22 protein-coding genes and 1 pseudogene are annotated in these 26,213 nt (G+C 60.4%); 9 read left to right on the forward strand and 14 right to left on the reverse strand.

The features are described from left to right. Nucleotides 1–334 precede the first annotated feature (334 nt). A complete protein-coding gene (locus A9G06_RS08280) occupies nt 335–1,648 on the reverse strand; it encodes a sodium-dependent transporter (RefSeq protein ID WP_069554889.1) in 1,314 nt (437 codons plus the stop codon). A gap of 431 nt (nt 1,649–2,079) precedes the next feature. On the opposite strand from A9G06_RS08280, the gene A9G06_RS08285 reads away from it, so the two are divergent. Next, nucleotides 2,080–2,799, forward strand: coding sequence for an ABC transporter substrate-binding protein (locus A9G06_RS08285; RefSeq protein ID WP_069554890.1), 720 nt, complete (start codon nt 2,080–2,082; stop codon nt 2,797–2,799). A 3-nt stretch (nt 2,800–2,802) separates the two neighbouring features. Here A9G06_RS08285 and A9G06_RS08290 read toward each other — a convergent pair whose 3' ends face one another. After that, a complete protein-coding gene (locus A9G06_RS08290; RefSeq protein ID WP_069554891.1) occupies nt 2,803–4,116 on the reverse strand; it encodes a sodium-dependent transporter in 1,314 nt (437 codons plus the stop codon). A gap of 211 nt (nt 4,117–4,327) precedes the next feature. Continuing rightward, complete coding sequence (locus A9G06_RS08295; RefSeq protein WP_069554892.1) at nt 4,328–5,167, reverse strand: 2OG-Fe(II) oxygenase family protein; 840 nt, start codon at nt 5,165–5,167, stop codon at nt 4,328–4,330. Between the two features lie 207 nt (nt 5,168–5,374). Between A9G06_RS08295 and A9G06_RS08300 the strand changes: the two genes are divergently transcribed. Further along, on the forward strand, nt 5,375–5,938 hold the full coding sequence (locus tag A9G06_RS08300; protein WP_069554893.1) for a DUF2799 domain-containing protein: 564 nt from the start codon (nt 5,375–5,377) through the stop codon (nt 5,936–5,938). 51 nt (nt 5,939–5,989) lie between these two features. On the opposite strand, the gene A9G06_RS08305 is transcribed toward A9G06_RS08300, so the two are convergent. Together A9G06_RS08305 and A9G06_RS08310 are read right to left on the reverse strand one after the other, a co-directional pair. After that, complete coding sequence (locus A9G06_RS08305; RefSeq protein ID WP_069554894.1) at nt 5,990–6,808, reverse strand: Cof-type HAD-IIB family hydrolase; 819 nt, start codon at nt 6,806–6,808, stop codon at nt 5,990–5,992. A gap of 125 nt (nt 6,809–6,933) precedes the next feature. Next, nucleotides 6,934–7,587: pseudogene (locus A9G06_RS08310) on the reverse strand (MFS transporter); the annotation flags it as partial. Between the two features lie 106 nt (nt 7,588–7,693). Between A9G06_RS08310 and A9G06_RS08315 the strand changes: the two are divergent. Then, nucleotides 7,694–8,317 (forward strand): metalloregulator ArsR/SmtB family transcription factor, encoded by a 624-nt coding sequence (locus A9G06_RS08315; protein WP_069554895.1) that lies wholly within the window; start codon nt 7,694–7,696, stop codon nt 8,315–8,317. A 311-nt stretch (nt 8,318–8,628) separates the two neighbouring features. Then, nucleotides 8,629–9,105, forward strand: a complete 477-nt coding sequence (locus A9G06_RS08320; protein WP_005304871.1) for an Lrp/AsnC family transcriptional regulator — start codon at nt 8,629–8,631, stop codon at nt 9,103–9,105. A gap of 131 nt (nt 9,106–9,236) precedes the next feature. Here the strand turns inward: A9G06_RS08320 and A9G06_RS08325 are convergent, their stop codons facing one another. Together A9G06_RS08325 and A9G06_RS08330 are read right to left on the reverse strand one after the other, a co-directional pair. After that, a complete protein-coding gene (locus tag A9G06_RS08325; RefSeq protein ID WP_069554896.1) occupies nt 9,237–9,554 on the reverse strand; it encodes a hypothetical protein in 318 nt (105 codons plus the stop codon). Nucleotides 9,555–9,699: 145 nt separating this feature from the next. Further along, nucleotides 9,700–9,927, reverse strand: coding sequence for a hypothetical protein (locus A9G06_RS08330; RefSeq protein WP_069554897.1), 228 nt, complete (start codon nt 9,925–9,927; stop codon nt 9,700–9,702). A 206-nt stretch (nt 9,928–10,133) separates the two neighbouring features. Here A9G06_RS08330 and A9G06_RS08335 point away from each other — a divergent pair, with 206 nt between their 5' ends. Further along, complete coding sequence (locus A9G06_RS08335) at nt 10,134–10,589, forward strand: NUDIX hydrolase (RefSeq protein WP_069554898.1); 456 nt, start codon at nt 10,134–10,136, stop codon at nt 10,587–10,589. A gap of 73 nt (nt 10,590–10,662) precedes the next feature. Next, nucleotides 10,663–11,814 carry a chromate efflux transporter gene (chrA, locus tag A9G06_RS08340; protein ID WP_139126197.1) on the forward strand — a complete coding sequence of 384 codons (1,152 nt, stop codon included), beginning with the start codon at nt 10,663–10,665 and terminating at the stop codon, nt 11,812–11,814. Nucleotides 11,815–11,887: 73 nt separating this feature from the next. On the opposite strand, the gene msrB is transcribed toward chrA, so the two are convergent. The 4 genes from msrB to malQ form a co-directional block, all read right to left on the reverse strand. Then, entirely contained in the window at nt 11,888–12,274 is a 387-nt protein-coding gene (msrB, locus tag A9G06_RS08345) for a peptide-methionine (R)-S-oxide reductase MsrB (protein ID WP_069554900.1), read from the reverse strand. A 68-nt stretch (nt 12,275–12,342) separates the two neighbouring features. After that, nucleotides 12,343–14,499: a glycogen debranching protein GlgX gene (gene glgX / locus A9G06_RS08350; RefSeq protein WP_069554901.1), complete on the reverse strand. Its 2,157-nt coding sequence runs from the start codon at nt 14,497–14,499 to the stop codon at nt 12,343–12,345. After that, nucleotides 14,499–16,676, reverse strand: coding sequence for a 1,4-alpha-glucan branching protein GlgB (gene glgB, locus A9G06_RS08355; protein ID WP_069554902.1), 2,178 nt, complete (start codon nt 16,674–16,676; stop codon nt 14,499–14,501). Before glgB ends, glgX begins: the two co-directional genes overlap by 1 nt. Before the next feature lie 82 nt (nt 16,677–16,758). Further along, a complete protein-coding gene (gene malQ, locus A9G06_RS08360; protein ID WP_069554903.1) occupies nt 16,759–18,948 on the reverse strand; it encodes a 4-alpha-glucanotransferase in 2,190 nt (729 codons plus the stop codon). A 347-nt stretch (nt 18,949–19,295) separates the two neighbouring features. Between malQ and gap the strand changes: the two genes are divergently transcribed. Next, entirely contained in the window at nt 19,296–20,291 is a 996-nt protein-coding gene (gene gap, locus A9G06_RS08365) for a type I glyceraldehyde-3-phosphate dehydrogenase (protein WP_005335708.1), read from the forward strand. Between the two features lie 86 nt (nt 20,292–20,377). After that, a complete protein-coding gene (locus A9G06_RS08370) occupies nt 20,378–21,244 on the forward strand; it encodes a D-hexose-6-phosphate mutarotase (protein ID WP_069554904.1) in 867 nt (288 codons plus the stop codon). A gap of 70 nt (nt 21,245–21,314) precedes the next feature. On the opposite strand, the gene nadA is transcribed toward A9G06_RS08370, so the two are convergent. Beyond that, nucleotides 21,315–22,388, reverse strand: coding sequence for a quinolinate synthase NadA (gene nadA, locus A9G06_RS08375; protein ID WP_005335706.1), 1,074 nt, complete (start codon nt 22,386–22,388; stop codon nt 21,315–21,317). A gap of 140 nt (nt 22,389–22,528) precedes the next feature. Here nadA and A9G06_RS08380 point away from each other — a divergent pair, with 140 nt between their 5' ends. Continuing rightward, a complete protein-coding gene (locus tag A9G06_RS08380) occupies nt 22,529–24,634 on the forward strand; it encodes a methyl-accepting chemotaxis protein (protein ID WP_069554905.1) in 2,106 nt (701 codons plus the stop codon). A 69-nt stretch (nt 24,635–24,703) separates the two neighbouring features. Here A9G06_RS08380 and A9G06_RS08385 read toward each other — a convergent pair whose 3' ends face one another. Beyond that, nucleotides 24,704–25,159, reverse strand: coding sequence for an NfeD family protein (locus A9G06_RS08385; protein WP_064339428.1), 456 nt, complete (start codon nt 25,157–25,159; stop codon nt 24,704–24,706). Further along, nucleotides 25,156–26,079 carry an SPFH domain-containing protein gene (locus tag A9G06_RS08390; RefSeq protein WP_040068262.1) on the reverse strand — a complete coding sequence of 308 codons (924 nt, stop codon included), beginning with the start codon at nt 26,077–26,079 and terminating at the stop codon, nt 25,156–25,158. Before A9G06_RS08390 ends, A9G06_RS08385 begins: the two co-directional genes overlap by 4 nt. Between the last annotated feature and the right edge of the window lie 134 nt (nt 26,080–26,213).

The raw sequence follows: 26,213 nt of genomic DNA on the forward strand, positions 1-26,213 counted from the left end.
TATTCGCAAGCGAGGCTGAGATATCAGCTGCGGTTGCAGAGAAAGTCCCCACTCAGATGGGGATTTTTTTGCCCGCAATTCAGTACTCCAGCTTCTTCTGTTGCCGTTGTGGCGAGCCAAGCACCACCTCTTATAGTGCCACTCTGCCACTCTGCCACTCTGCCACTCTGCCACTCTGCCACTCTGTCATTTCGCACATCCTCTACTCTGCTCTGCCGAGATTGCCCGACTGCACCCCTGTCCATCGTGATACTGCTTATATGAACGCCTGTTAAAGCAAATGCCAGCAATAAAAAGGGCAGGCCAAGGCCTGCCCGCAAAGATGCACAAGGTGTTACATGATCCCGCGGATCAGGATCCCGCTGATCAGCAGCGGCGCCACCACGCGCCAGCACCAGAGCAGCGCCAGACGCAGGGCGGGTGACAGGCCCGCAGGCAATATTGCATCACCCAAGCGCCAGCCCAGCAGCAGGGTCAGTACCAGACCAAACAGCGGCATCATCAGGTTGGAGGTCAGATAGTCGAGCAGCTCGAAGATGGTCTTGCCAAACAGGGTCAGATCGTTCCATGGGCCGAACGACAGGCTCACCGGAATGCCGGAGGCCATGATGAGCAGGGTCAATACCCGGCAGGCGCCGCGACGTGACCAGCCCCACTCCTCGGTGGTGAAGCGTACCAGATGCTCCAGCATGGAGATGGAGGAGGAGAGCGCGGCGACCAGCAGCAGCAGGAAGAAGACGACGCCGAGCCCCTGACCGAACGGCAGATGACTGAACACGGCCGGCATGGTCATAAAGGTGAGTCCGGGCCCGGCAGTCGGGTCGATGCCGGTGGAGGCCAGCGCCGGGAAGATCATCAAGCCCGCCAGCACCGAGATAAGGCTGGCCAGGGTGACCACCCAGACCCCGGAGCGCAGCACCCCTTCGCTATTGGGCAGATAGGCGCCATAGGTGGTGTGTACCCCGAGCCCGATGGAGAGGGAGAAGAAGGCCAGCCCCAGCGCGTCCAGCACGCTCTGGCCGGTCAGCATGGAGAAGTCCGGCAGCAGCAGCTGGCGCACACCCGCCATGGAGCCCGGCATGGAGAGACCGACCCCCACCAGCAACAACATCATGATGAACAGCGCCGGCATCATCCAGCGCAGTGCCCGCTCCACCCCTTTCTGAATACCCCCCTGCACGAACCACCAGGTCAGGCCTGCGAAGATCAGATGGGTCAGCACCGGCCACCAGGGGTTGCTGACATAGCCGTTGAACAGGGCGGTGAGGGCGCTTCCTTCGCTCAGATTGAGCTTGCCAGCCATCGCCAGCGCGGCGTAACCCACGGTCCAGCCGCCCACCACGCTATAGAAGCTGTAGATAAAGAAGCCGCAGGCTATCCCCATATACCCCATCCAGCGCCAGTTCGGCCCCACCAGTTTGCGGAAAGCGCCGAGCACCCCGCGCTGACTATGGCTGCCGAGCAGAGTTTCGCCGACCTGTACCGCTACCCCCAGGGTGAAGCTGAACAGCAGAAACACCAGCAGAAAGGCGCCACCGCCATTGGTGGAGGTCACATAGGGAAACTTCCAGATGGCACCAAGGCCAATCGCTGTGCCTGCTGCGGCCAGCACATGACCGAGACGGGAAGACCACTGAACCTGGCTCATACAACCTCCGGGTAACACGACATCGAAGCAATACTCCTGAGTAGCAATAAACGACAGACCATAAAAAAGGCCGCTTGAGGCGACCTTTGCAATGAACATTCAGAAAAACTGTGCGTGCAAGGTCACCTCTCTTGCGAGCTAAAAAATCGACCAAACAGCACTAGGATGGCAGACATGAGGTGACAACCTGACTTATGAATGAGGAAACAGCCTAAACCATGGAAAGAATAATTGACACATAAAATCAAAATTTTTTATGTGTGCCGCTGTCATCACTCTGACTGTACGTACAACTCAATCAGCGAGCGCGTTGCCGGGCCGCATCTTTTCTACCTTGTGGCTATTTACTGGGCGATAATCGACGTAGCTTCTTCTGGAACTAGTGACCGCTACATGGCACTGACGGGAATAACGATGAGACAGGATGTCGTATGAGATGGATGGTGCTGCTCTGGTTACTGATCAGCCTGAGTGTGTCGGCGCAGTCCGGATTAACCCTGCTGAGTCACGACTTACCCCCCTTTACCGAATACCGCGACGGCAAGCTCGACGGATTTGCCATTCGCCTGATCGATGAGGTGCAGGAGGAGCTTGGCACCCGTTATCCGGTGCGGATTTACCCGCTCAAGCGGGCGCTGGCGCTGGCACGGGTCGAGCCCGGCTATGGATTGTTCGTGGTACAGCGGCTCCCGGAGCGGGAGTCCCATTTCAAATGGGTTGGCCCGCTCTTTATCAATCGGGTCTTTATCTATCAGGCGCCCGATAGTCGCCACCCGCTGACCTCGCTGGCGCAGCTGCGAGATCTGCCCAGAGTGGGGGTCGTGCTGGGCAATGCCGATGATGTGCGGCTGACCCATGAGGGCTACACCAATCTGGTGCGCTACAAGACGGTCGGGGAGGCGATAGAGCGGCTGAAGCTGGGCAAGATCGATGCTTTGCCGATGGCGGAGCTGGTGATGGAGGCCACCCTCGACAAGATGGGGTTATCCCGGCGCAGCATTGTCAGCAGTGGTGTACTGCTCCATCAGGCCGGTCTCTATATCGTCTTCTCCAAGGGAACGGATGATGCCGAGATCACCCGCTGGCAGCATGCCCTGGAGGCCGTCAGAGCCGCACAGGGGCGGGCCGATGAGCCCACCCGCGAAGAGTAACCGTCACACCAGACCGCGAATCAAGATCCCGCCGATCAGCAAGGGGGCAATCCAGCGCCAGCAGTTCATCAGCAGGTGATGCCAGTGGCTGGCAATCCCCTGCGGCAGTGCCTTGCGTCCCAGCTTCCAGCCCAGCAGCAGCGTCAGCATCAGGCCGAACAGCGGCATCATCAGGTTGGAGGTGACAAAGTCCAGCAACTCGAAAATGGTTTTGCCAAACAGGGTGGCGTGTTGCAGCGGGCCAAACGACAGGCTGACCGGAACACCGCTAACCATGACGAATCCAGTGATGGCACTGCAGGCCGTGCGGCGTGACCAGCCCCAGGTCTCGCACAGGAAGCACTGCAAATGCTCCAGCAGGGAGATGGCCGAGGAGAGCGCCGCAAAGACCAGCAGGGCGAAGAAGATCACCTCAAGCACCTGACCGAAGGGCAGCAGCTGAAACACCGCCGGCATGGTCATAAAGGTGAGACCGGGGCCGGAGGCCGGGTCGATACCGGTCGAGGCCAGCACCGGGAAGATCATCAGCCCCGCCAGTACTGCCACCATGCTGGCCAGCAGCACCACCCAGAGGCTGGAGCGACCAACCCCTTCGCTGGTCGGCAGATAGGCACCGTAGGTGGTGTGAATGCCCAGACCGATGGAGAGGGAGAAGAAGGCCAGCCCCATGGCATCGAGCACGCCGGACATCCCCAGCTTGCTGAAGTCGGGCATCAGGAAGTGACGTACTCCCGCCATCGCATTGGGCAGGGTGAGGCCAAAGGCGACCAGCATCAGGATCATCAGGAACAGGGCCGGCATCATCCATCGCAAGGTGCGCTCCACCCCTTTCTGAATGCCTCCTTGCACCACCATCCAGGTGAGGGCGGCAAACAGCAGGTGAGTGAGGATTGGCCAGACGTCGCCGCTGACATAGTCATTGAAGCGGGCGGTGAGGGCCGCCGCATCCCCATGGTTGAGATCGCCGGAGATGGCCATGCCGGTATAACCCAAGGTCCAGCCGCCCACCACGCTGTAGAAGCAGTAGATGAGCAGGGTAGAGATTACCCCCATTACCCCAACCCAGCGCCACTGTTTGCCGAGCAGATCGGAGAAGGCACCGACTACCCCGCGGCGACTCATGCTGCCGAGCAGGGTCTCCCCCATCAGTACCGCCACCCCCAGGGTGAAGCTGAACAGCAGAAAGACCAGCAGGAAGGCGCCGCCGCCGTTGACTGCGGTGACATAGGGGAATTTCCAGATTGCGCCGATACCGACCGCGGAACCCGCTGCGGCGAGGATGTAGCCGAGTCGGGATGACCATTGGGACTGCTTCATAAGAACTCCAATCGAGCGCCCCTGGGCAGGGGCAGAATGGCGCTCATGTTACGGAGGTCACGGCGCAATCACTACGACGGTTATCAGGTGTAAATGCGATTTATTGGCATAATTGGCTAATTTAATTCTGTTTTTTGCCCAATCCTGCCACCAAATAAAAACCGGAGCGAGATTGCTCCGGTTTGGTCTCTGACAACAGCTCGTCTGCGGACTAGATCACCCCCAGCTCCCGCAGCCGCTCCATCAGGTAGCTGTGGGCAGTATGGCGCTCGGAGAGCACCACATCCGGGCGCGGGTGGAGGAACAGCGGCAGCGAGATGCGTGACTTGCTGGCACTGCCACCGGTCGGGTTGATGACGCGGTGAGTGGTGGAGGGGTAGTAGCCGCGAGAGGCTTCCTGCAGCATATCGCCGATATTGATGATGAGGGTACCAAAGTCGCACGGCACATCCATCCACTCGCCATCGGAACCCTTCACCTGCAGCCCCGGCTCGTTGGCGGCGGGCAGAATGGTGAGCAGGTTGATATCCTCGTGGGCGGCGGCGCGGATGGCACCCGGCTCCTCGGTGCCGTTGAACGGCGGGTAGTGCAGCACCCGCAGCAGGGTCTTCTGGCTCTCTTCGATCATCGAGGAGAGGGGGCAGCTGTAGTGAGCGGCGATATCGGCCGGGGTGTGCTGCTCGACCCAGCCCAGCAACTCGGCGGCCAGACCGTTGGCCAGACGATAGTACTCCATCGCCTGCTCCTTCAGCTCTTGTGGCATCTGGCCCCAGGGGTAGATGTGGAAGTACTCCTTGATGTCTTTCTGGCTATGGCCCTTGGCCACCTCGGAGACCGAGGGCGGGAAGTAGCCATCCTGGGTTTCGCGGTTGAACAGGAAATCCTGCTTCTGCTCGCTCATGAAGAAGCGATACCAGTTGTCGTAGATGGATTGCACCAGCTCTTTTGGAATGGGGTGGTTGGTCAGCACGCCAAAGCCGGTGGTACGCAGGGATTCGGTGAAGCGTTGGGCCGCATCGGGTGAGCGGTAATCGACGGTCAGGACTTTCATTGTTTTTGTTGCGCGCCAGTTAAAAGATGGCGCAGTTTACCTTGCACCTGATAACAAGGAAAGCGGGTTGGCCGCCCCGTCTGGCACGGCGTTGAATAGTGACAAAAACATCAAATAAACCGCGCCAGACCGCATGGGGGCGCATCCCTTGTTAAGGCCTTTTATCCTCTCTAGAATGCCGCTCACTATCTTTTCCGGAGTCTGTTCATGTCCCCCAAAATCCTGTTGCTGACCCTGCCGGTATTGCTGGCGGGATGCAGTGCCCTGTCAGAAGATGAGTGCCGCACCATGAGTTGGTACAACCTGGGTTATCAGGATGGGTCGGAAGGCAAAACCCGTCAGGCGACCCGCGATTACGTTTCGTCTTGCAGCGAATATGGCCTCAAAGTGGATGAGGCCGAGTGGAAACGGGGCTACGACAAGGGGCTGGAGCTCTACTGCATTCCCGAGCTGGCTTACAGCAAGGGCAAGGAGGGGCAGGCTTATCTGGGGGTATGCCCCAATGACGCCAGCTTCCTCAAGCAGTATCAACGCGGCTACGAAGAGTACAAACTGGCCGCCCGCATGCGGGAGATCAGCGACGAGCTGGAGCGTACCGAGCGGGATATCGATACGCTGGAGCGCAGCATCCGCAACGAAACCAACACGGAACAGCGTGACTACTACCGCGCCAAGCGCGATCGGGCCATTCGCCACTATGAATCCCTGCGCCGGGAGTACAACCGTCTGCGCTATCCGGATCGGGTGATCCAGTTCTCCTTCGGCGGTTAATCCCTCTCTTCATGGCCAGCCCGCGTGCTGGCCATGTTGCATCCTGTCAGCTCAGGGCAGTACCCAGCGCTGTAGCGCCAGTGCGATGCCATCTTCGTTGTGGTCGGCCGTGACCCGATGGGCATGGCTCTGGATCTGCGGGGCCGCATTGCCCATGGCCACTGCCAGCCCCACCTGCTCGAACATGCTGATGTCGTTGTTGTTGTCCCCAAACGCCACCACCTGCTCCATCGCAATCCCTTCGCTGGCTGCCCACTGGGCCAGCCGGTTGCCCTTGCTGCAACCGGGCTGTACCAGCTCCACCGCATAGGGGGCCGCCCAGTCACGGGTAAAGGGCATCTGCTCGACCACCTCGCCCATAAAGGTGTGCAGGCATGCCGGATCCTGATTGAACAGCTCCAGCTTCCAGACCGGGTTGTCGAGCCAGCCTGCCAGATCCTCGACCGGGTGGAGGGCGATCTTGAGGTGATCCGGCTGATTGGCCGACCAGTGGCGGATGCGGGTGACATGCTCTTCGCAGCCGATGTAGCCGATCCCCTCGCTCAGGTGGAACAGGGCGCCCATCTGCTGCGCCTCGACCGCGGCCAGCAGCTCGGTAAGCGGGGCGGCCGCCAGCGGGTCGCCGCTGAGGATCCGGTTCTGCACCGGATCATAGAGATAGGCGCCGTTGCTGCAGATGAGGGGGGTATCGAGGGCCAGCTCGTGGTGGAAGGGACGCGCCGTCATGTAGTGGCGCCCCGTGACCAGCAGCACCTTGATACCGTGGGCGCGGGCCTGCGCCAGGGCTGCCCGGGTGGCCGACGAGATCTTGTTATCTCGGGTCAGCAGGGTGCCATCCATATCGAGCGCGATGGCCTTGTACTCATTCATAGCTCCTCCAGCATCGAACAAATCCGCAAAGAGCCTTACCGTCCCAGACCCGGCGCCCCGATGCAAGTCTTGCCGCATGGCGGAGCGCCGAACTGTGATCTTTTGCCGGCTCATGCGCAGCTGGCCAACTGCTGGCGGCTGGAGAGGGTCGGTGCCTGCCGGGCGGCCGCCACCGGCGGGCGATGGGGCACCAGCCAGAGCACCAGCAGCAGGTTGAGCAGGGTCATCGCGACGGCCAGCCAGGCCGCCAGACTGTAATCCCCCGAGATCACCGCGGCGTAGCCCCCGATCACCGGCCCCACCACCCAGCCCAGATTCATGCCGATATTGATCCAGGCGAAGCTGCGCGCCTTGTGCTCCTTGCCGGCGAGATCCGCCGCCATCGCCTGCACGATGGCGATGTTGCCGTTGCACAGCCCCTCCACCACCCGGCTGAACAGCAGCAGGGGGAGGGAGCGCTAGGCGATGCCGAGTGCCATCAGGGCATAGCCGGTGAGCGCGCCAGCCAGCGAGAGCAGCAGCAGTGGCTTGCGGCCGTAGCGGTCGGAGAGCCGCCCGAGCCAGGGGCTGCCCACCAGCTGGAACAGGGGATAGAGCCCCATGATGACCCCCAGCCACACCTTGCGGCTCCAGTCGGAGGCTTCCGGCGTCAGCATCCCCTGCGCCGGATCCAGCAGCAAGGGGGCCAATACCGGGGAGGGGAGGCTGAAGCCGGCGACCGCCAGCGTGACCGTCATCACCTGCACCCAGAGGGGGTTTTTGTGCTGTTGTTTCGCCATGTTGCACTCATTAAGTAAAGTAATAGGTTTATTTATACTGGGTGATAACTGGTATTAAGTAAAGTGAATTGTTGATTTAATAAAGGGGGCTCCCCATAATGGGGTCATGAACGCAAGCACCGACAAGATCCTGTTTCTGCTCAAGAGCCATGGCCCGCAGAGCGCCGCCGCGCTGGGGGAGCAGTTGCAGATGACCTCCATGGGCGCCCGCCAGCACCTGCTCGCACTGGAGCAGGAGGGGTGGGTCACATTCAGCGACGAGGCGCGCGGACGCGGTCGTCCCGTGCGGCTGTGGCAGCTGACCGAGCAGGCCTGGCAGCGCTTTCCCGATACCCATAGCGACCTGACCGTGCAGTTGATCGACAACGTGCGCGAGCTGTTTGGCGAGGAGGGGATGGAGCGGCTGATCCTGCAGCGAGAGCAGCAGATGCTTGCTCGCTATCAGGAAGCGCTGGGGTCCCATGGCTTATCTGGCCGGTTGGCGGTGCTCAGGGAGCTGCGTACTCGCGAGGGCTATATGGCGGAGATCCGCCGCGAAGAGGATGGCAGCTGGCTGCTTTGGGAGAGCCACTGTCCCATCTGTGCGGCGGCGCGCACCTGCCGCGGTTTCTGTCGCAGCGAACTGGCGCTGTTTCGCCAGCTGCTGGCGCCGGCGACGGTGGAGCGGGAGCAATATCTGCTGGAGGGGGCGCATCGCTGCCTCTATCGCATCATGCCGCCCGCGCTCTGATTTCGTCAAACGCCCAAAAACAACAAAGCAGGCGCCGGGATGCCTGCTTTGTTGCCTTCGGGGAGGGGGTTCTCTCGTTCCAGCCCGTCGTTTCCCGATAAGGTAAGACGGCTGATGGGGCTCTTGACCCGGTAAGGTCCTTCACCGCAGAGACCCGGTCAGGTATCTGCTTTGCCACCGGAAGATGTAACCATAGTATCCCTCCCGTGCCGGTGAGTGGTTGCAAAGTAACCACTTATTTCGGTTGTTTTTGCAATAGTTCACCCTTAATCTAGGAAAAGTGGATTAGTCATTGCAACGAGGAAGGGTAAATGCTGAAACTTGATCGCATAGACAGACATATTCTCGAGCTGATGCAGGAGAATGGCCGCATCAGCAATCTGGAACTGGCCGAGCTGGTCGGGCTCTCCCCGTCCCCCTGCTCCCGCCGGGTCAAGGCGCTGGAGGATGCCGGCCTCATCGACACCCACGTTACTCTGCTCAACGCCCGCCAGCTTGGCCTCACCCTCACCGCCTACATTCACATCTCCATGGACAGACACACGCCCGAGCGGTTCGAAAACTTCGATCGCGCCATCAGCGAACTGCCCGAAGTGCTGGAGTGTGATCTCATCACCGGTAATGATGCCGACTACCAGCTCAAGGTGGTGGTGCGCGACATGGAGCACTACCAGCACTTCCTGCTGGACAAGCTGACCCATATTCCGGGGGTGACCGGGGTGCGCTCCAGCTTCGTGCTGCGCCGCATCAAGCACAAGACGGCGCTGCCGCTCAACCATCTGGGTTAAGGCTGCGCAAACCGCTCATAGAAACAGAAAGAGGAGGCCAGTGGCCTCCTCTTTTGCTATTCGCTCTTGGTTATTCGGTAGTGGTTATCGGGTCTGGATTAGTTGTCGCGGTGACGGGGCGACTGCCGCTGTCAGACGCTGACCTGGCTGATGTCTTCCACCTGCAGCAGCCAGCCGCTCTGCTCCTGCTGCGGTTCGCCGCTGACCCGCAGCCGCTCGCCGGTCGGCACCCACTGCCCCTCGGGCAGGGAGACCAGCAGGCTTTCGCTGCCGTTGTCGAACAACCAGCGATCTTCGCCAAGCGATTCAATCAGATAACCTTCCATCTCCACTCTGGACTCGGCTTGCCAAGATGGCGCAACGGAATCACGGCTCTCGATGAAATCCCCCTGAACACCAAAACTGGCTAGCCCCCACAGAATGGAGAGCCCGACCAATGATGACTCCATCTTGTCTCTCCTCTTTTGGAACTGTGGGGCCAGTATGGGAACAGAAAACTGAGCGCACCATGAACAAGGTGGCAAAGTGCTGGCGAGATCGCGAAAAAATCCGGCCAATTGGCCGGTAGTGTCATTTTATGGTGCCTGGATCACACTATTTGGCGGCTTCTTCTGCCACCCGTTCAGCTCTTGGCTTATTCGTCCACATGGCTACCCCGCGATGATCCCCACAGATCCCCTCTGCCACTACGGCGCGAACCCGGGTGCCATCTTTGCAAATGGCCTGCCAGGCGTCGGCATCATCGATGGCGAGCGAGTTGGGGGGCGGCATGGTTTGGCAAGCCGTGAGCAGCAGAGCGCACAGGGGGAGCAATTTTTTCATGGCGGACTCCTCGGGGTGATGGGGGACTGAGAGGATTGGAATGGCCTCTCCATCCGGGCTTTACTCCCCAGCATCAGTGATAACCGGTTCAGGGGCAAGGGGAGGGGTCACCGACAGGCGCAGATGCCGTGCAGCCGGGGCTTGCCCTGTGCCCTCCTTGGGCCTAAGGTGGGGCCGTTTTACTGCCTGATTGAAGGAGCGTTTTCATGTCCACTCTCTATCCCCGCGTCGGGGTCGGCGTCATCCTGACCAACGCCCAAGGCCAGGTGCTGCTTGGCAAACGCAAAGGGAGCCATGCCCCCTACTGGTCGATCCCGGGTGGTCATCTGGAGTTGGGGGAGAGCTTCGAGTCGGCGGCGATCCGCGAAGTGGCCGAGGAGACCGGACTTGAGATCCTGGGGGCCGAGGTGGTGGCGGTTACCAACAATCTGGAGACATGGCGCGAGAGCGGGTTGCACTATATCTCGGTGACGCTGCACGCTAAGGCCGATGGTGAGCCGCAACTGCTGGAGCCTGAGAAGTGCGAAGGCTGGGTCTGGTGCGATCCGCGCGCGTTGCCCGAGCCCCATTTCGACGCCAGCCGTCAGTCCATCGCCTGCTGGCTGGCGGGGCGCTGCTATCTGCCGGGTGATGTGCCCATGGTGTCGGCCGAATCAGTCTGATTGTCATAAAACGATCATCACGCTGTCATATTATCCCCTCTCCATCGGGAGAAGAGGGATGAGGGGGAAGAGCGTGGGACAGGTATTTATTCAGTTTTTATGGCTGGGATGCATCAGTTTTGGCGGCCCGGCCGCTCATATCGGCTATTTCCAGCGCACCTTTGTCCAGCGGCTCGGCTGGCTGACACAGGCCGAATTTGCCCGCTTGCTGGCGCTGTGCCAACTGCTGCCGGGGCCCGCCTCCAGCCAGCTTGGTTTCGCCATCGGTCGTCATCGCGCCGGTCTGGGCGGGGCGCTCTCTGCTTTTGTTGGCTTCACGCTGCCCTCATTTCTGCTGCTACTGGCGGCCGCGATCGGCATCGGCCAGCTGGGCAGCAATCTGTGGCTCGATGCGGCTTTGCACGGCCTCAAGCTGCTGGCGCTTATCGTGGTGGCCGATGCGGTGCTCACCATGAGTCGTCAGTTCTGTGCCACGGGAATGACCCAAGGGATTATGGTGGTGACCGCTGCTGCACTCTGGTGGCAGCCCGGTCTGCTGACTCAACTGTTGATGCTGGCGGGAGCGGCGCTGATCTGCGCCCGCAGCCAGCGCGGGGCGGGTAGTGGGCCAGCCACCGCCGAGCTGCCTTCTGCCGCCAGCAGTCAGCCCCATTGGCCGACCCTGCTGCTGTTTGGCATCCTTTTTATCGGTCTGCCGCTGCTCGCTAGCCCGATTGGCCAGCTGGTTGCCGACTTCTATCGCGCCGGCAGTCTGGTGTTTGGCGGTGGCCATGTGGTGTTGCCGCTGCTGCAAGAGAGCGTGGGCAACACTCTCAACGAGCAGCAGTTTCTGACCGGTTACAGCCTGGCTCAGTTGGTGCCGGGCCCCATGTTTACCCTCGCCACCTATCTTGGTGCCCAGTTGCAGCCCGAGATGCCGCTGATCGGGGCCCTGTTGGCGACCCTGGCGCTCTTTGCACCCGGCTTTCTGCTGCTCTGGGCGGTGGGCCCCTGCTGGCAACAGTGGCTGGCCCGCCCCCGTCTGGCGGGGGCCGTCACCGGAATCAACGCCGCCGTGGTGGGCTTGTTGCTGGCGGCCCTCTATCAGCCGGTGTGGCAGAGCGCGGTGCTGGCGCCGACCGATCTGGCGCTGGCGGCCATCGGCTTTTATCTGCTGCGGGTGGTGAAGCTGCCGGTGCCAGCCATTGCGGCCCTGTTAGTGATGGCCGCCATCCTGCTGGCGTGAACGCGGTGAAATCCCGATAAAAAACGGCGCCTCCGTGATGGAGGCACCGTTTTTATTGCAATGGGTAAGCCGTTCAGACCTCAGGTTCGAAATCCAGACTCAGGCTGTTGACGCAGTAGCGCTGGCCAGTCTCGGTCGGTCCGTCGGGGAAGACGTGACCGAGGTGAGAGCCGCACTGGCGGCAGGTGATCTCCACCCGCTTCATGCCGTGGCTGTTGTCCTCGGTGTATTCCACCGTCCCCTCGATGGCCTTGTCGAACGAGGGCCAGCCGCAGCCGGAATCAAACTTGGCTCCTGAGTGAAACAGCACGCTCTTGCAGCAGACACAGAGGTAGTCGCCGCTCTTGCGATTGTGGAGCAGGGCGCCGCTGTAGGGGCGCTCGGTGCCCTTCTCCCAACAGACGTGAAACTGCTCGGGGGTCAGTTTGCTGCGCCACTGTTCCGGATTGTTACTGCTCATACCGACTCCTTGCCATCCATACCGGAGCCCAGCATAGCGGCTCCGTAAAGCTGACTCCAGCATGCCTCTTATGCTTTGCCTGTATCTGTGATCGAGGTGGCAACCATCTCCTCACCGGATACAGGGAGAATTTCCTGCTGCCGTGGCTGGGCATCCTCCGCCGTGCTGGCCAGCGCCACCCGCTCCAGCAGTTTGAGGGAGTGGGCCCGGCCGACTGCCACCTGCCGTTTGATGTCATCGGGCAGGAAGGGGAGGCCATCGTTGGTGGCGGTGTCGATGGTCTGGATCCACTCCAGCCCTTCCCCCGGCGGCGGCAGGCGGAACTGGATATCGTAGTCGCTGGCGTTGAACAGCACGTACCAGCGCTCGCCGACACAGTTGATCATGCCGATATCCATGGCGAACGCCTGCCCCATGGGGGCGTGCCAATCCTGATCGGTGAGCTGGTGGCCGTCCGGGTGATACCAGTTGACCTGATGGCAGCTGGACGGGGTGCCATTCCAGCTGTCGTCGCTCAGCTGCAGGTTGGAGAAGACGCAGGACTCCGCCCGCAGCGCCATCATCTGCTGGGTGAAGGCGAACAGCCGCTCATCCTCCGGTCGCCACTGCCAGTTGACCCAGCTGATCTGGTTGTCCTGACAGTAGGCGTTGTTGTTGCCAAGCTGGCTGCGTCCCATCTCGTCGCCGGCGAGGAAGTGGGGAGTGCCTTGGGAGAGCAGCAGGGTGGCAATCAGATTGCGCTTCTGCTGCTGGCGCAGGCTGTTGACCCGCGGATCCAGGGTCGGCCCCTCTACCCCGTGGTTATAGGAGAGGTTGTTGCCGTGGCCATCCCGATTGTCTTCACCGTTGGCCTGATTGTGGCGCTGGTTGTAGGAGACCAGATCCTCCAGGGTGAAACCGTCGTGATAGCAGAGGTAGTTGACGCTGGTGTGGGGGGAGCGCCAGTTCTTCGGGAAGATATCCCGCGAGCCCACCAGACGGGTGGCAAAGTCTCCCATCTTGCCCGCATCACCACGCCAGAAGGCGCGCACCGTGTCGCGGTAGCGGTCGTTGATCTCCTGCCACTGGCTCGGGAATTGACCCAGCCGGTAGCCGAAGGGGCCGATATCCCAGGGTTCGGCGATGAGCTTGACCTGTGACAGCACAGGGTCGGCCATCACGGCCTTGAAGAAGGCGCCCATGGGCTCGAACTCTCCCGCTTCCCGCGCCAGCGTCACCGCCAGATCGAAACGGAAGCCGTCCACCTGCATCTCGGTGACCCAGTAACGCAGGGCATCGAGCACCAGCCGCAGGGTGTTGGGGTGATCCAGATTGACGCTGTTGCCACAGCCGGTCACGTTGGCGTGACGGGTGTAGTCTGGGCCGTGAGGACCCGCTTCGAACGCGTAGTAACCGGCGTTGTCAAAGCCCTTGAACGAGAGGGTGGGGCCGTCGAAGCCCGAAGCGGCAGTGTGGTTGTAGACCACATCCAGAATCACCTCGAGCCCGGCCCGGTGCAGCTCGCGCACCATGGTCTTGAACTCGGTCACCGCCTCGTCTGCTCGGGTGCTGTAACGCGGCTCCGGGGCGAAGAAGGCGATGGGGTTGTAGCCCCAGTAGTTGGTCAGTCCCAGCTGCTCCAGTCGCGGTTCCGACATGAAGGCAGCCACCGGCATCAGCTGCACCGAGGTGATGCCGAGGCTCTTCATATGCTCGATAACCAGCGGATGACTGATGCCAAGGTAGGTGCCCTGCAGCGCTTTGGGGATCCCCGGGTGCTGCTTGGTAAAGCCCTTGACGTGGGTCTCGTAGATAATGGTGCGGGCTGGGCTGATCCCCGGTTTGCCAACCCCTTGCCAGTCAAAACTGTCATCCACCACCACTGACTTGGCAATCATCCCGGCACTGTCCCCCTGATAGAGAGCTTCATCCCAGTAGGTGGGACGACTGAGCGCCTTGGCGTAGGGGTCGATGAGCAGTTTTTGCGGATCGAACAGCATCCCCTCCTGTGGGGTGCCATAGACCCGATAGCCGTAGCGCTGACCGGCCTTTACACCGCGCACGTAGCCAAAGCGATACTGGCCACGGCGGCCGGGCAACTCCAGCCGCATCAGCTCCTGCTCCTGCTCGTCGTACAGGCAGATCTCCACCTTGTCCGACTGGGGGGCCCAGACGCAGAAGTGGCAACCGTTCTCGTCAAGGCGGGCCCCCAGCGGGTGGCCCACCCCTTTTTCCATTACAAGCATCAAGACTCCTGTTTGATAAACAAGGTCGCCAGCGGCGGCAGATCCAGCACTATGCTGTGTGCCATCCCCTGCCAGGGGGTCGGCTCGGCAGCGAACACCAGACCTACATCATAGTTACTACCCCAGTAATACTCGCTGTCGGTGTTGAGCACCACCCGATAGTGGCCCGCCGCAGGGACGCCGATCCGATATTCGAGACGGGGCACCGGGGTGAAGTTGCAAGCGACCACAATAGCCTGCTTGCCCTCTTTGTCCGCCCGCAGCCAGGCAAAGATGCTGTTGTCGGCATCGTTGTGATCCAGCCAGCGGAAGCCGGTCTGCTCATAATCGGCCTGATACAAGGCAGGCTCATGACGGTAGAGGTGGTTGAGATCGTGGATCAGCCGCTGCTGACCGGCATGCTTGGGATATTGCAGCAGATGCCATGGCAGCTGGGCATCGTGGTTCCACTCGTTGCTCTGGGCGATTTCGGTGCCCATGAAGTTGAGCTTCTTGCCCGGGTGGGCGTACATGAAGCCCATGTAGGCCCGCAGGTTGGCGGCTTGCTGCCACTCGTCGCCCGGCATCTTGTAGAGCATGGAGTGCTTGCCGTGCACCACCTCGTCGTGGGAGAGCGACAGGATGAAGTTCTCGTCATAGTGGTAAACCATGGAGAAGGTCATGTCGTTGTGGTGGTAGCGACGGTGGATCGGCTCTTTCTGCATGTAGGTGAGGGTGTCGTGCATCCAGCCCATATTCCACTTGAAGCCAAAGCCGAGGCCGCCGAGGAAGGTGGGGCGGGAGACACCGGCAAAGGCGGTGGACTCTTCGGCTATGGTCATGGCGTGGGGGTACTTGCCGTAGACCTCCTCGTTGGTCCACTTGAGCAGGCTGATCGCCTCGTAGTTGTGGTTGCCGCCATCTACGTTCGGTACCCACTCACCGGCGTTGCGGGAATAGTCCAGATAGAGCATGGAGGCGACCGCATCCACCCGCAGGCCGTCGATGTGGAACTTGTCGAGCCAGAACAGGGCGCTCGCTACCAGGAACTGGCGCACTGTGTCGCGGCCGAAGTCGTAGATGTAGGAGTTCCAGTCCGGGTGCCAGCCACGGCGCGGATCTTCATATTCATAGAGCGGGGTACCGTCGAAACGGGCCAGGCCGTGGGCATCGGACGGGAAGTGGGCGGGTACCCAGTCCAGAATGATGCCGATCCCGGCCTGGTGGCACTGGTCGACGAAGTATTTGAAATCATCTGCGGTGCCGTAGCGGCTGGTAGGGGAGAACATGCCCACCGGTTGGTAGCCCCAGGAGCCGCTGAAGGGGTGCTCGGAGACCGGCAGCAGCTCGATGTGGGTGTACTCCATCTCCTTGACGTAGGCGACCAGCTCCACTGCCAGCTCGCGCCAGCTCAGGCTGTCGCCGTTGGGGTGGCGCTTCCAGGAGCCGACGTGCAGCTCATAGATGGAGAGCGGCTGCTCGCGTTTGTCGTTGTGCTGGCTGGCAATCCACTCGGCATCCTGCCACTGGTACTGGGCGTGGTCATAGACCACGGAGGCGAACGACGGATACTGCTCGCAGTAAAAGCCGACCGGATCGCTCTTGTGGGGCAGCCGGTTGCCCATGGGGTCCTTGAGCTCGAACTTGTAGCGATCCCCGGCCTTGAGGTCCGGCACAAACAGCACCCAGTGACCGCAGAGGCTGCGCTGCATCGGATGGCGGCGGCCATCCCAGAAGTTGAAATCGCCGATGAGGCTCACGGCGGTGGCGCTCGGCGCATAGACCGCAAAACGCACCCCTTCCACCTGCTGGCCAAGATGTTCCACGGTGCGCAGCTGGGCGCCAAGGGTGTGGTAGAGGTTTTCCGGCTGGGCGGTCAGTTCGGCCAGGCCTGCCCAGGCGGCATCCTGAAACTGATAGGGGTCGATGACCTCGGTGGTGGCATCTTGGTAGCTGGCGATCAGCTGATAGGGGAAGGAGTTTTTGCGGCGGGTGAAAACAGTTTCAAAAAGACCCGATTCATCGGTGGGCGCCAGGGTGGCAACGACTTTGCCCGACTTGAGATCCTTGACGCGGACTTCGAGGGCATCAGGCAACCAGGCGGTCAGTTTGAGGCCGGGCCCATCCGGATTGGCCTGCAGGCCTAAGTGAGAGAAGGGATCGGAACAGCGGGCAGCAACCAAACGTTCAACGAGCATCGAGATTTCCTTTCATGACAGAGCATCCACTCCGGCCGAAGCCGGAGTGGATTTAGGTGAGAGCGCTGTGGGAGACAGCGTCTCAACGACTGGCCTCATCACGGGCTTGGCTCATCTTGCCAGCCAGTGCCTTGAGTGCCTCATTGGCAAAAATATCTTCCAGATCAGCGGAAAGCTTGCGGCGCCAGTTGGGGTATTCGTAACTGGTGCCCGGTACGTTGACCGGCTTGTCCATCTCCAGCCAGTCTTCCAGCTGGGTACTGAACAGGGCGCAGCTGCCGCGGGACATGTGGATCTGCAGACCGTGGTTGAGTTCGGTGTTCATGCCGACCCAGTTCACGTCATGACTGATGTTGTCAGAGATGACCTTGTGGGCATGCAAGCTGTCGAGGATCCGCTGTTTGGCCTGGTGACGATCAGCATACAGAGTCTTCAATACATCTTCATCCGGATACAGACCCAGTTGACGGCCGAGCGCCAGATCGTCGCAGTGCCAGAAGCCCTTGAGGGTCGGCATGTCGTGGGTGGTCAGGGCCGACATCGCCTGCTCGGTGTAGTGCGCAGGAGAGATAAAGCCGCCATCTTCCTTGGAGCGCTCGAAGAAGAACACCTTGTAGGAGTGGACGCCGTTCTCTTTCAGGGTCACGTCGATCCCCTCCGGCACGGTGCCCAGATCCTCGCCGATCAGCAGGCACTGATTGCGGTGGGATTCGAGGGCCAGAATGCCCAGCAGATCGTTGACCGGATAATAGATGTAGGCGCCCTTGGCGGCGGACGCTCCGGGCGGTACCCACCACAGGCGCAGCAAGGCCATCACGTGGTCGATGCGCAGTGCGCCGCAGGAGCGCATGTTGGCACGGAACAAGTCCACCATCGGCTGGTAGGCCGCTTCGAACAGCTTGTTCGGGTTCATCGGGGGCAGGCCCCAGTTCTGACCGAGCGGGCCGAGGATATCGGGCGGCGCACCGACCGAGGCTTTCGGGCAGTAGAGATCCTGGTTTGCCCAGATCTCGGTGGAGCCTTCGGAGACGCCCACCGCCAGATCCCGATAAATCCCCATCACCATGCCGGCTGCCTTGGCACGGGCATCGGCTTGCGCCAGCTGCTCGTCGGCCAGGAACTGCAGATAGAGGTAGAAGTTGACATCTTGCGGGTGCTCGGCCATCCAGACGGCAACGGCAGGGTTGTGGTAATCGCGCAGCTCCTGCGGCCATACCGGCCAGCCCCAGGCATTTTCGCCTTTGGCATAGAAGTGGGCCTGCAGTGCATCAAATACTGCCTGCTGTTGCAGGCTGTCGCCACCGGCGGCCACGAAGGCATCAAAGGCGGCCTGACGCTCGGCGCTCAGGGTGGCTTCATCGAACACCTGACGCAGCATGCCGAGTTTGGTCTGGATCACGCCGGTATAATCGACATTCTCTTTGGCGCGCAGATCGGCCAGATGTTGCTGGAAGGCAGGGCTCGCCACTTCCGCCTTCAGGCGAGCGCTCTGCTGGAATTCGGGCACCGCTTCCACATTGATATAGGCCACGTTGAGCCAGCGACGGGAAGAGGGGCTGTAGGGACTGGCGCTCTCCGGATTGGCCGGATAGAGGGCGTGGATAGGGTTGAGACCGACGAAGTGGGCACCCCAGGCGGCCGCTTTCTCAACCAGCTGGCCCAGATCGCTGAAGTCACCGATACCCCAGTTATGGCGGCTGCGCAGGCAGTAGAGCTGCACGCTCGGACCCCATACCTTGCGGCCATCGGCAATCGGCGCCTGCTTGTAGCAGGCCTTGGGGGCAACGATGAGGCGCATGGTGGCCAGCGGCTCGTCATTGCCCTCTTCCAGCAGCACCAGCTGGTGATAACCCAGCTCCGGGGCCATTTCCAGAGTGACGCGATAGGCCTGGCACTCCATCTCTTCAAATTCGGCCACGCCGACCAGCTCACCCTCGATGGGGGTGAATTGACCGGACAGCACTGCACCCTGCTCCTGCTGGAGCTGCCAGGTGAGGGCATCGTTGACGAATTCGATGGGGAGGCGAACCTCAAGGGTAACGGCGTCGCCGGTGCGAACCACCATCACAGGATCCAGCGCCCGCAGCCAGTGCTGGCGATGCTCCTCTTCCAGCTGCTGCACCAGTGCGGCCTCGTCATCGACGCGGTAGCCCATGGCGCCCAGCATGGCGGCCTTGCTCTCTTCTGATACCTGGGCCGGGTGGCCCCAGGCATCGACATACTCGCTGGCGATACCTTTTGCGGCAGCCAGCTGTTCAATCAGGGTGGTCATAGTTTGAGAATTCCCGCTGTGGATTCTATCTATACTATTTTGTTTGATTTTTATGGGGTGGTACTTGAACAGTGGCTCTTTGGCCATGCTAAACCGCGCACATTTTTACATATCTCTGTGAATGGTTGTGTGACCGAGTAGGCACTATTGTTGATATCTGCGCGATGCCACGACCTGGCACTTTTTTCGTCAAAACGTGGTAATCAGTTACATAAACAGAAAATTAATTTCACAGTTTTTCATGATATAGCGCAATTTCAGACAGAATGTTGGTTGACTCACCGGAGAGTTCTAGTAAATTTACAAGCGGAATTTTCTTTGACTACTGAACAGTTAGGTAACTAAATATGACTATCAAAGTAGGTATTAACGGTTTTGGCCGTATCGGTCGTTTCGTATTCCGTCTGGCTTGCGAGCGTGCAGACATCGAAGTTGTTGGTATCAACGACCTGATCGATGTTGACTACATGGCTTACATGCTGAAGTACGATTCAACTCACGGTCGTTTCAACGGTACCGTTGAAGTTAAAGACGGCAACCTGGTTGTAAACGGCAAAACCGTACGTGTTACCGCTGAGCGTGACCCGGCCAACCTGAAGTGGGGCGAAATCGGTGTTGACGTTGTTGCTGAAGCTACCGGTCTGTTCCTGACCGACGAGACTGCTCGTAAGCACATCGCTGCTGGTGCCAAGAAAGTTGTTCTGACTGGCCCGTCCAAAGACGCTACCCCGATGTTCGTAATGGGTGTTAACGACTCTACCTACGCTGGCCAGGACATCGTTTCCAACGCTTCCTGCACCACCAACTGCCTGGCACCGATCGCCAAGGTTCTGAACGATACCTTCGGTATCGAGTCTGGCCTGATGACCACCGTTCACGCTACCACTGCTACCCAGAAGACCGTTGATGGTCCGTCTGCCAAAGACTGGCGCGGTGGCCGCGGTGCGGCTCAGAACATCATCCCGTCCTCTACCGGTGCAGCCAAAGCTGTTGGCGTAGTTATCCCGGAACTGAAAGGCCTGCTGACCGGTATGGCTTTCCGTGTTCCGACTCCGGACGTTTCTGTTGTTGACCTGACCGTTAACCTGAAGAAAGCTGCCACCTACGCAGAAATCTGCGAAGCGATGAAAGCTGCTTCCGAAGGCGCTATGAAAGGCGTTCTGGGCTACACCGAAGACGAAGTTGTATCTACCGACTTCCTGGGTGAGCGTCAGACCTCCGTATTCGACGCCAAGGCTGGTATCCAGCTGAACGACAAATTCGTTAAAGTTGTATCCTGGTACGACAACGAAATGGGCTACTCCAGCAAAGTTCTGGACCTGATCGCTCACATCTCCAAGTAATTTGGGATGCGCAATCGCGTAGCTTGAAAAAGGCGGCCATTGGCCGCCTTTTTGTTTTTCGGTTTCCCCTGATGACAGGAGTCCACATGCAATCCATTCGTCCCCTGACAGCCAATTGCAAGCTTGCCAACAATGCGGCCGGTCTGCCGGTTCTCACCATCAACAACGACTATGCCAAGGCAGAAATCAGCCTGTTTGGCGCCCATGTGCTGAGCTATCAGCGTCATGGCGAGCCGGCCTCCATCTGGCTGAGTGACAAGGCAGTGCTGGATGGCAGCAAGCCTGTTCGTGGTGGTATCCCGATCTGCTGGCCCTGGTTTGGCCCGGCGCCCGCCCGCGTCGGTAGCGGCAAGCCCTCCCACGGTTTTGCCCGTACCACCCTCTGGATGCTGGACGGGGTCTCCGATCACGCCGATGGCACACTCGTTCATCTCTCCCTGCGCGACAGCGACGCAACCCGCGCCCTGTGGGATCACGCCTTCGAGCTGGAGCTGGATGTACTGGTTGGCAAGGAGCTCTCACTGGTGCTGACCACTCGCAACACAGGTGCTCAGCCGCTGACCTATAGCGGTGCGCTGCACACCTATTTGCAGATCAGCGCACCGGAGGCGGTGAGCGTGAGCGGTCTGGGTGAGCCCTATGCCGACAAGCTGACCGGGCAGGATGCCAAGCAGCAGGGTGCATTGACCCTGAACGGGCCGCTGGATCGGGTCTACTGGCAGCCAGAGGCGCTGGTGAGGGTGCAGGATGGTGAGCGCGAGATCCGGGTTGTCAGTGGCAACCACGACAGCGTGGTGGTCTGGACCCCTTGGCTGGAAGGGGCCACCGCCATGGCCGACATGAGCGACGATGGCTATCGCACCATGCTCTGCGTCGAAGCGGCTATCGCCGGTGATGCGGGAGTGACCGTTGCGCCGGATGAAGAGCACAGTCTCTCCACCGTGATCATCTGAGCAGGATGAGGTTCAGATAAATAAAGAGGGCTCCCGCGGGAGCCCTCTTTGCATCTCATGACGGCGGCAATCAGGCGTTGCCCTGGGTCTTGAGCTTGAGTTCGGCTGCGAAATTGAGCATGCGATCGAGGGGGATCAAGGCTTTGACCCGCAGATCTTCATCGACATGGATCTCGTGGCGCTCGGCACCGTCGGTGAGCGCCTCCTTGATCGCCACCAGACCGTTCATCGCCATCCAGGGGCAATGGGCGCAGCTGCGGCAGGTAGCGCCATCGCCACCGGTCGGTGCTTCCACCATCTCTTTCTCCGGACAGGCCTGCTGCATCTTGTAGAAGATGCCCCGATCGGTCGCCACGATCAGCTTCTGCTGGGGCAGCTCTTTGGCCGCCTTGATCAGCTGGCTGGTGGAGCCCACCGCATCGGCCAGCTCGATCACCGAGGCGGGGGATTCCGGATGAACCAGCACGGCGGCGTCCGGATTCTGCTCTTTCAGCTCGCGCAGGGCACGGGCCTTGAACTCGTCGTGGACGATGCAGTGGCCCTGCCAGCGCAGCATCTGTGCCCCGGTCTTCTTCTCGATATAGGCGCCCAGATGGCGATCCGGGCCCCAGATGATCTTGTGACCCAGACTGTCGAGGTGTTCGACGATCTCGAGTGCAATGCTGGAGGTCACCACCCAGTCAGCCCGCGCTTTGACCGCAGCCGAGGTATTGGCGTAGACCACCACGGTATGATCCGGGTTAGCATCGCAAAACGCTGAAAACTGCTCGATGGGGCAGCCCAGATCGAGGGAGCATTCGGCCTCCAGAGTCGGCATCAGCACCCGCTTGTGGGGGCTCAGGATCTTGGAGGTTTCCCCCATGAAACGTACCCCGGCGACGATCAGGGTTTGCGCCTCGTGATCGCGGCCAAAGCGGGCCATCTCCAGCGAGTCACCGACGAAACCGCCGGTGGCTTCGGCCAGCGCCTGGATCTCGGGATCCGTGTAGTAGTGGGCAACCAGTACCGCCTTGCGCTCCTTGAGAAGCGCCTTGATTTCTGTGGTCAAGGTCGTTCTCTGCTCGGCACTCAGGGGAAGAGGTTTGGCCGGAAAGGGGTAGTCCATTGCGACTACCGGCGGGACACTGCTCAGTGCATTGCTCATTGCGACTGTTCCATCAACGCTCGGGAAGGCAAAAATTATAACCAGAAGCCTGCCACAAACCCATCAACAAATCGGGTGAAGCGCAAGTGGGCGAATATACTCAAGTAATTCGTTGTTATTCTGCCATAAGGAGTTGTCGCATGAAGCAACGTTCCCTCAAGTTCAAGCTGTTGTGCCTTACCATGGGGCTCTTTCTGCTGACCGGGCTGGCCATGACCCTGTTGCAATCGGCCTCTTTCAGCTCCCTTCGCAACATGGTGATGACCCAGACCAGCGATGCATTGGAAGAGGAGGTCTCCCGCAGCCTGCAGTATCAGGCAGAGCGCTATGCCATCCAGATTGCCTCGCTGATGCAGAACTCCTATCAGATCCCCCTGACCGTGACCGCCCAGATTGAAGCCGGGATGGCCAAACCGGAACTGCGCTTGTCGCGGCCCCAAGTGGAGTCTCTGCTCGGCAGTAGCCTGCAGCAAGCGAGCGGGATCAGTTCCATCTACGCCCAGTTTGAACCGGACGGCTATGATGGCGAGGATGGCAACTGGCTGGGCGGGGCCAGCCACTCGGTGGCAGGCAAGGGGAGTCTGGAGGTCTATTTCACCAAGGATCAGGGAGGGGCCGTCGCTCAGCAGGCGGTGGACGCCGCTGCCAGCGAGGCCAAGTTTGATACCTCTCTCAACGAGTTTGGCATTCGCAACAGCGAGTGGTATCTCTGTGGTCGCGATACCCGCCAGCCCTGCCTGATGGAGCCCTACCTCTACGAAATCAGCCCGGGCAACAAGATGCTGATGACCAGTCTGACAGTGCCCGTGCTGCGTGACGGCAAGTTTGTCGGGCTGGCCGGGGTGGATATGAACCTGCCCATCTTCCAGCAACTGGCTGAAAACCTTGGCAAGAGCCTCTATGACAACAAGGCGGATGTGACCCTGGTCAGCAAGATGGGGCTGATTGTGGGCAGCAACCGCTATGCCGACAAGCTGGGCCGTCCACTCAAGGAGGTGGGCCTGACCCTGCCTGACGGTCAGCCGGTCAGCAGCGACAGTGACTTTATTCTTCATCAGCCCATTCGTGTTGAGGCTGCCAATACCCAGTGGTGGTTGATGATCAAGGTGCCCAAGGCGCTGGCGCTGAGCAAGGCGCACGCCATCAGCAATGAACTGGGCACCCTGCTGGTGGATGGCCAGCGGCAGCAGATCATCGCCATGGGCGGTATCACCCTGTTGGTGCTGGGGCTGCTGGTCTGGTTTATCCAGACCATCACAGCGCCGCTTTCCCTTATCAGCCGCCATGTGGGCCATCTCTCCAGCAACGAGGGGGACCTGACCCAGCAGATGGAGATCGACACCCATCAGGAGCTGATCGATCTTGGCTCCCAGCTCAATGCCTTCCTCGGCAAGCTGCGGGGCATGGTGCAAATGAGCAAGGGGATTGGCCAGCAGGTCTACCAGCAGGCGCGGGAGATGAAACATACCGCCGACACCATGCGCAACAGTCTGGATGAGCAGAATCTGGAGCTGGAGAGCGTGGTGAGCGCCATGCACCAGATGAGCACCACGGCAGTCAGCGTGGCAGGTTATGCCGAGCAGGCGGCGCAGGAGTCGGAAGCGGCGACCCACCACATCAATACCGCCCAGCAGACCCTCAGCAATGCTCGCAACGAGATCCATACTCTGGTCGGCGATATGCATGAGGCGGACAAGGCGGTGGCGCTGGTGGCCCAGCGCAGCACCAATATCAGCCGGATCCTCGATGTGATCCGCGCCATTGCCGAGCAGACTAATCTGCTGGCCCTCAATGCCGCCATCGAGGCCGCGCGGGCAGGGGACATGGGGCGTGGCTTTGCGGTGGTGGCGGACGAGGTGCGGGCGTTGGCGACCAAGACCCGTGAATCGACCGACGAGATTGGCCAGCTGATTGGTAGTTTGCAAACAGAGGTGAGCAGCAGCCAGCGTCTGATGAATACCGGCATCGAGCGCTCCACCACCACGGTGCAGGGCACCGAGCAGGCGTTTGAGGCGCTCAATCGGGTGGTGGCCCAGATCCAGCAGATCCACGACCACATCAGTCAGGTAGCCACCGCCGCCGAGCAGCAGAGTGCGGTGAGCGATACCATCAACCAGAACCTGATGCGGATCGGTGATACCGCCAACGTGATCGGGCAGGAGGCCAGCTCCAGCCATCAGCTGAGCGAAGCGCTGGAGCAAGCGGCCACTGCGCTGGCCAGTCAGCTCGATCGGCTGCGTACCTGAGTGGCAGCCAGAGAGACAAAAGCCCTCGAGCGAGCGCGGGCTTTTTTATGACTCGATGGTAGAATTGCGTCAGTTGCGGGGTTCAACCAGCAGGATATGGGAGTCGGCCCCGACCACCCTGACCTTGCTGCCCGCAGGCAGCGATTCGTCACAGCGCACCGTCCAGACCGTGTCGTCCAGATGTACCCGGCTGGTGCCCTGGGTGACATCATCCAGCAGGGTCAGCTCGCGGCCCATATAGCTCTGCATCCGCTCGTTGATGGTGCTGGCGGCATCCTGACCCGAGTTGTCGCGCTGGTGCTGCCAGCGCCACCAGGCCCAGGTGGTGAGCAGGGATTGCACCGCAAACAGCAACAGCTGCGCCTGCCAGCCAAAGGGCCAGATCAGCAGCAGCAGGCCCACTTCCAGCGCGGCGATGCCGGTCCAGAGCAAGAAGCCCACCGAGCCGAGCACCTCAATGGCCAGCAGAATGAAGCCGAGCCCCAGCCAGTGCCAGTGGGTCAGCCCCTCGAACAGGGCTGTCATGACTTGCTGCCCTTGCCATCTTTGTTGAACAGCTCGGCCATACCAGCCACAGCGCCAATCAGGCTGCCCGCTTCCAGCGGCATCATGATGATCTTGCTGTTGGGGCCTTCACCGATACGGGCCAGTGCCTCGGTATATTTCTGAGCCACGAAGTAGTTGATGGCCTGCAGGTCTCCTTCCGCAATTGCCTGGGAGACCATATGAGTCGCCTTGGCTTCTGCCTCGGCAGCCCGCTCCCGCGCTTCGGCGGCGAGGAAGGCGGCCTGGCGCTCACCTTCGGCCTTGAGGATCTGGGACTGCTTCTCACCCTCCGCTTTCAGGATTTTGGACTGGCGCACCCCTTCGGCCTCCAGTACCTCGGCCCGTTTCTGGCGCTCGGCCTTCATCTGGGCGTTCATCGCCTCGACCAGTGCCAGCGGCGGGCGCACATCTTTAATCTCGATGCGGGTCACCTTGATGCCCCAGGGGGCTGTGGCGGCATCCATGGTGCGCAGCAGCTTCTCGTTGATGGTGTCGCGCTGGGAGAGCATCTCGTCCAGCTCCATGGCGCCGAGCACGGTGCGCATGTTGGTCATGGTGAGATTGCGGATGGCGCTGGTGAGATCGTTGACCTCGTAACCCGCTTTGCGGGCATCCACCACCTGCACAAAGCTGATGGCGTCGATGGTGACGTTGGCGTTATCGCGGGAGATCACCTCTTGTGCCGGGATATCCAGCACCTGCTCCATCATGATGATCTTGTGGCCGACCCTATCCACGTAGGGGATCAACAGGTTGAGACCCGGGGTCAGGGTGCGGGTGTAGCGGCCGAAGCGCTCCACCGTCCAGTTGTAGCCCTGGGGCACGATCTTGATGCCCGCGCTCAGGGTGGCGAGCACCAGGAACACGAAAATCCCTAGCACAATCAATGATTCATTCATCATTTAGCTCCTTATGAAACACAGTCCCTAGCCTATGGTCTGGCGTCAGGTACCACAAGTGACTTTGTACGCCTTTGTCATGAATCGGCTTCGCTAATTACATAAACGCATTAAAAAGCATTTTTTATTATTTT

Origin of the sequence: Aeromonas sp. DNP9 (assembly GCF_001728955.1) — a bacterium.
Classification (GTDB): Bacteria; Pseudomonadota; Gammaproteobacteria; order Enterobacterales; family Aeromonadaceae; genus Aeromonas; species Aeromonas veronii.